This window comes from Thiocystis minor, assembly GCF_016653465.1.
In the GTDB taxonomy this organism is placed as follows: domain Bacteria; phylum Pseudomonadota; class Gammaproteobacteria; order Chromatiales; family Chromatiaceae; genus Chromatium; species Chromatium minus.
The window spans coordinates 1-5,547 of record NZ_NHSQ01000097.1; the positions used below are offsets into that span (position 1 = coordinate 1).

Genomic DNA, 5,547 nt, shown 5'->3' on the forward strand with positions numbered 1-5,547 from the left:
ACGAGGTGATGCGCCTCATCGCCCGTCTCGGCGGGTTTCTCGGGCGCAAGGGCGATGGCGAGCCCGGTTTGAAGACGATCTGGCTGGGCATGCAGCGCATCATGGACTTCGCCGCCGGGATCAAATATGCCAGGGAGATGCCGGACACGGAAAGTTGTGTGTAATGGGATGCATTTAACGCCCGAACCGACGTTTCCCCGGTCTGCTCGAAATAGGCCCGCAGTAAGCGCGCCGCGACTGACACCAGCCAGAGCGGATCAGGCGCCGAAGCCATCAGAATATCTTCCAGGATCTCCGCCCGTCCCGAAGCGCCGCGTTTCTTCACAATCCGATCCAGTCGGTCCACGGCTTCGGAAGACAACCGGACCTGCACTAGCTTTTTGCTGTCCTGCGCCCGATACCGGCTCTGCTGTGCCGCTGTCGTCATGCTCGATATCTCCTACATGCTGCCCCGTTGATTCGCTGTCCCGCGCCGGCCTCGCGCTTGCCAACCATCAAACGTCCATCAACAAGCCCATGACGCGATCGCGCGTTATGCGTGCAGAAAACCGCAAACATGAGGCTCACCACAGCCATTCCGGCAGGCCCATTTTCCGGTATCTGGCACGTCGTTCGAGGGTCTTGCGGCCCTTCGCTGCCCGTGTCTTGCGCGTGTCTACATGCTCGGGTGAATTGAGTGCCGCGCGGGCCTTCGCCAGATTCTCGGTAGCCTGGATCCTGCCCTCGGGTGTTCGTGGGCCGGTGCTCAGTCCGCCATGAAACCGACAGCGCCCGCCACGCTTGAGCGGCTTGCACTGACAGGGCGTGCCGCGTCGGGTCTTGGCGCCGCAGACGGGTGCGCCTTTGCGCTTGCGGCTGGGTCGTGGGTGGCTGGACAGATCGGTCATGTCGCCTTGCTCCCGATCCGCTTCTCCAACTGCCGATGCTGCTGGTCCAGCCAGGGCAACAGCGCCGCCGTGGCCTGCTCGACTTCCGCGTCATGTTTCCACACCAGTTTGAAGTATTCACGCCAGCGCATGCCCTCGGGTTTACCGCCGTGCCCGTCCATACAGGTGCCGCCCCATCCGAGCCGCTGGCGGATCGCCAGAACCCGCGTCATGGCCCGCGTGGCCTTGTTTTGCCGGGTGCTGGGGTAATTCAGTTCACCGCAGGTCCGGCACATCAAGCCGTGCTCGGTCAGGTACAGGATGGCACACCGTCGCCAGCACACCGGGCAATGGAGCCAGGGCCGTGTCCCCCCGAGATGGCAGGCGGTCCGCGCAATGTCGAGGGTTTCGCGCCGCGTCTGCCAGGCGTGGCCGTCGGCCGATCGGCGGTAGTCCACCTCCAGGGTGGTGTCGGTGGTGGAAAACCTGACCGAGCCGTCAGACCTGCCGCCCAGGCTCCAGGACCACGTCGTCCAAGCGCCAGGGTGAAGCAACCCCTGCCGCGCCAACTGGCGGATGTCGAGTTGGCGCCAGCGCGTGGTCGTGCCCTTGCGCCGGCTCTGATACTCCCCGGAACCCATCCCACCCATGCTGTCGACCTCGCAGATTTTGCCTAAATCATTTGGGAAACTTCGCCGCGCCCAACGGCCTGTCGATGTCTCACGCCACGCCTGAGCCGGTCATGACGCCGATTCCCGAACGTCGATCAGGCGCCCGGCGCCGAACTGCCCGACCAGGGTTCGCCGCGCCTCATCCAGGTCGCAACCCGGTGCGATCATCACCAGCCAGTCGGTCGGTTTGTCGGTCAGGCAGTAGCGGTAGACGCGCATCGCGCGGGTCGCCTGGTTCTCGGCTTCCGACCGGGATAGACCGCCGTCGTACTCCTGGATGGCGGCCCGTTCGGTGATGGCCTCGCGGATGCTGTCCCGCTGGTCTTGGGTGAGTGGGAGTGGATCCGCGTTCGCGGCGAGCCGCGCCAGCAGCTCGGCCTTGTGGGCGCGGATCTCGGGGATGAAGCGATCGATGGCGGACTGATCGCCTGACAGCTTCAACTTGCCGGGCGCGCCGAGACGGACACGCACGCCAGCGGTTGCGAGGGTTTCGAGCAGAGCGGCGGTCACAATTCCACCTCCACGAGGTTTTCGTGTGTGTGGCGGGCAGACAGCAAACCGAAGTCGCTCGGAGAAGCAGCATTTGCAGCACTTCCAGCATGTTCAATGGGTTGCGCTCCATTTGCTCCAGCACTCGCGGCAGCCGCAACAGCACTTCCAGCACTCGACGCATCGGCTGCGTGCGGTTTGGCCGTTCCACGCCACTGGTGCGGTGCCTCAGACTCATGGCGAAGCCGCAACCCTTGAATCCCTTGGCCCGGTGACCGTCGCGACTCGATGACTGCGACGCCCAGCGTCCGAGCCATATCGAGAACCACGGACCGAAACCGCCTCAAGGACAGCGATTCGCGTCCATTGCGCCGACACCAGGTGAGATAGCTGGGGTACAGCTTGGTGTCGGCGTCGTCGTAAGTGATCGTGCCGTTGTTCGGGTTCCTGCCCTCGACCTTGATACCGACTTGCGTCCAGGCGCCAGATTCAGGGATGCAGCACTCCATCAACCAATCCGAGGCCGGATTCCCGGCCCGCATCGCCTCATCATTGGCTTCGATGGTCTTCACCGGGGGGTACTTGATCCGGTGTTCCATGTCCTCGGTCGTCATGTCCAACAACCAGTTCGCCAGTCCGGGAAGCTCGGCCTGCAACGCGGCTTCGTCGCCCGCCGCCCGAAACGCGGTCTTCTCTTCCTCGGTAAACCGATGATCGAAATTGACGGTCACCCGCCGCCGCTCCAGGCCAGAGGTGTAGTCAGTGGTCACCAGCGCCTCGTTCGAGGCCAGAAACACCAGCCCGTCGAAGGTGAAAGACCCCGTTTGTTGAACGTGCTTGCGCTCCAGGCGCAGCGGATCTTGCCCGGTGATGGCCTTGAGTTTATTGATCGAGCCGCCGTATTTGTCCGAGTCGGAGATGACGGCCAGGCGTCGCTGATAGAGGCTGGCGGACTCGAAGCGGTTTTGCTCCAGTTCCTTCAGATCCGTCGCAACGGTGTTGCCCTCGCCGATCAGTGCCGTCACCAGGCGGATGAAGGTCGATTTCCCCGAGCCTCCCGGCCCGATCAGATGCAGAAAGCGTTGCAGATAGGCGCCGCCGACGATCAGCGCCCGCATGAAGGCGCGCAGCAGTTGCACGGTGTCGTCATCCTGATCGACGGCCTCGGAGAGCCACTGTTTGATCCGGAAGCAGGTTGAATCCGGTCGGTAGTCAAACGGCAGATGCCAGGTCTGGGCATTGTCCGCCGTGATCGGAATCAGGCGCCGCGCGGACAGATCCAGTAAGCCGTTGCGAAATGGCAGGACACCCGCTCTGAGCGGCGGCAGCGCCAGCATATTGGCCCGCTGGATCAGGGCTAGGATCGAATCCTGATAGCGGGGCGTGAAGCCGACCGCATCGGTCGCCGGATAGAGCCAGCGGGTCAGGGCTTCGTGGATCGGCGTCGGCTGAAGCAGGGGCGCCCAATGCGCGCCGCTGAAGGCGTGCCAGAGTTCGGCTTGCGGGCAGTAGGCGAAGCGCCCCCTCAGCACGGTGGCGACCACCAGCGCCGCGTCGGAGGCGATCTGAAGTCGCGGACCTTGCTCCGTCCAGCGCACCAGAACGCCAAGCTGTTCCGGCAGGGCCTCGGTGCTGGATGTGCTGGATTGAAACACCTCGATGCTGGATCGAGTCGTGCCTAAAACCGCGTCAGTGCTGGAAGTGCTGTTGGTGCTGCTTGAAATGTTATGTTCGGTTTTCTTCTTCTCCGCCACACGTTTGTTCCGTGCGCCAACCGCCTTATCGATCTCGATCTTGGACGCGCCGGCCTCCTTGGCGCGTGCCCGCAACCGCTGATATTCCGCCTGACTGGCGTCATACACCGCATTCCATGCCTCGATCACGTCCGGCTCGAAGACCGCGCCGGGATCATCCGGTTGCCGCGCAATGGCGCCCGTGATCAGGGCGTTGGCCTCAGCGAGCTGTTCGGCCACGGGATCGGTCGCCGTGCTCAGCGGATCGCGGGCGTCAAGGCTGACACCATCCTCATCGTTGGCGCTGCCCTCGTCCTGGTGCGCGGTCAGCAAGGCGTCTTCGATGGGCGCACCATCAGCCGGAAGCGTCTCGGGCAGTGGCTTGATGCGGATGCCGCGTCTGGATTTCCGTGCGCTCATACCGATGCCTCCCGACCTTGGCGCCGCAGTTGATACCAATCGTTCCAGTCAGTTGGTCGCGTGCTGAGGTCCATTACGCTGAAGTCGGGCATCAATAACCTGGCGCCGATGGCGATAGCGGCGGCTTTGGCTTTGGTACGTCCTGGGTTGCCCTCGGTCCATTGGTCATCGTCACCACAGATGACGATGTCAATCTCCGGGTTAAGGCGGCGGATGGTCTTGGCGACGGGTAAGAGATTGTTGCAATTGAAGGTGCACCACACGGCCGCACCAATCTCTTCGTGCAGACTGGCGCCGGTCGCAAACCCCTCGGCAATCAGAATCTCGGGGCGGGTGACGGCATCGTCGATCCGATAGGCGCCCCCAGACATCCGACCCCCAGACAGAAACCGCTTGGCACCATCGGGATAGATGGTCTGAAGGCTGGTGATCTGGCCCTCGACCATGACGGGCACGATGAGCCCGATCCCCTGCTGGCGGATGCCATGGGGCTGGATGCCTTTCTTGCGCAGATACGGATGCGTCGGATCGGCGGGTTCGGCATGGTCCCAGATCCGCCCGGCCTTCTCGGCGCCGGCTTGGTGCTGGCGTGCCCGTTCGGCATCGCGCTGGCGCTTGGCCTGCTCGATCAAGCCTCGGAAGTCATAGTGCTCGCGAGGCGTCATCTCATCGCGCGCCTTCGCGCACCAGGTTTCAGTCAATCCGAGCTTCCAACTGCCGAAGACGCCAGCCGGCAGACGATCCAGATGCAGGGTGTACCAGCCCGACAACTTGCCGGGCTTATCGTCGTCGGTGCGAAACCGATGCAGGGCGCCATCGGCGATGATGTCGGGGTTGCCGAGCCCCGCCGATGCGATGGCCTCGGCGAAGGCGTCAATCGCCTGCCAGGTCGTGAGACTAGGCGCCGAAGCGCAAAAGTCGGGGGGCAAGCCCTTGAGAGGCGAGTCGATGGTCATGGTCGGTTCCTCATGAAGTGAGTGAACCGACCGCACACAGGCGGGCAGAGGCAGGCGCAAGACGCCCTGGGATCAGGTAGAATTGTGCCGCCGGTGCAAGCCGAGTAACGGTCGGATTGCTTTACGCGGGTCGCCTTGCCGGGCGCCCGTGACGGCACAAAGAATACGCTGATTGTTTCTGCTTCTCAAAGCCACGGCCTTCATCCGTGGCTTTTTCATATCTGCGGTGCTGCTTTTCACGCCAAGCCGCACGATGGGCTTTTGCCTTGCTCATGGCGAACCCTCCTAACCCATCTTTAACATAACCCCATTGATAAACACCCCCAGATGGCATCTAACCATCTGATCTTTATGTACACGCCGGCCGAAAATCGCAATGTAGTGCCAAGTTATTCAATAGTGGAAGAGTAAA

Annotated in this window: 6 protein-coding genes and 1 pseudogene; 1 reads left to right on the forward strand and 6 read right to left on the reverse strand. The window is 62.9% G+C overall.

The window, feature by feature from the left end:
- Window positions 1-164 (forward strand): IS4 family transposase (locus CCR95_RS14325; protein ID WP_276570215.1); only part of this gene is annotated, 164 nt, incomplete at its 5' end.
- Window positions 165-283: 119 nt separating this feature from the next.
- On the opposite strand, the pseudogene CCR95_RS26370 reads toward CCR95_RS14325, so the two are convergent.
- From CCR95_RS26370 to CCR95_RS14355, 6 genes and pseudogenes are all read right to left on the reverse strand, one after another.
- A pseudogene (locus tag CCR95_RS26370) lies at window positions 284-427 on the reverse strand (ribbon-helix-helix protein, CopG family); the annotation flags it as partial.
- A gap of 136 nt (window positions 428-563) precedes the next feature.
- Window positions 564-887, reverse strand: coding sequence for an HGGxSTG domain-containing protein (locus CCR95_RS14335; protein WP_201095605.1), 324 nt, complete (start codon window positions 885-887; stop codon window positions 564-566).
- Complete coding sequence (locus CCR95_RS14340) at window positions 884-1,507, reverse strand: hypothetical protein (protein ID WP_207188633.1); 624 nt, start codon at window positions 1,505-1,507, stop codon at window positions 884-886. Before CCR95_RS14340 ends, CCR95_RS14335 begins: the two co-directional genes overlap by 4 nt.
- A 99-nt stretch (window positions 1,508-1,606) precedes the next feature.
- Entirely contained in the window at window positions 1,607-2,047 is a 441-nt protein-coding gene (locus tag CCR95_RS14345) for a hypothetical protein (protein WP_201095609.1), read from the reverse strand.
- Window positions 2,044-4,179 carry a DNA primase family protein gene (locus tag CCR95_RS14350; RefSeq protein WP_201095611.1) on the reverse strand — a complete coding sequence of 712 codons (2,136 nt, stop codon included), beginning with the start codon at window positions 4,177-4,179 and terminating at the stop codon, window positions 2,044-2,046. Before CCR95_RS14350 ends, CCR95_RS14345 begins: the two co-directional genes overlap by 4 nt.
- Window positions 4,176-5,135 carry a toprim domain-containing protein gene (locus CCR95_RS14355; RefSeq protein ID WP_201095613.1) on the reverse strand — a complete coding sequence of 320 codons (960 nt, stop codon included), beginning with the start codon at window positions 5,133-5,135 and terminating at the stop codon, window positions 4,176-4,178. Before CCR95_RS14355 ends, CCR95_RS14350 begins: the two co-directional genes overlap by 4 nt.
- Window positions 5,136-5,547: the final 412 nt, after the last annotated feature.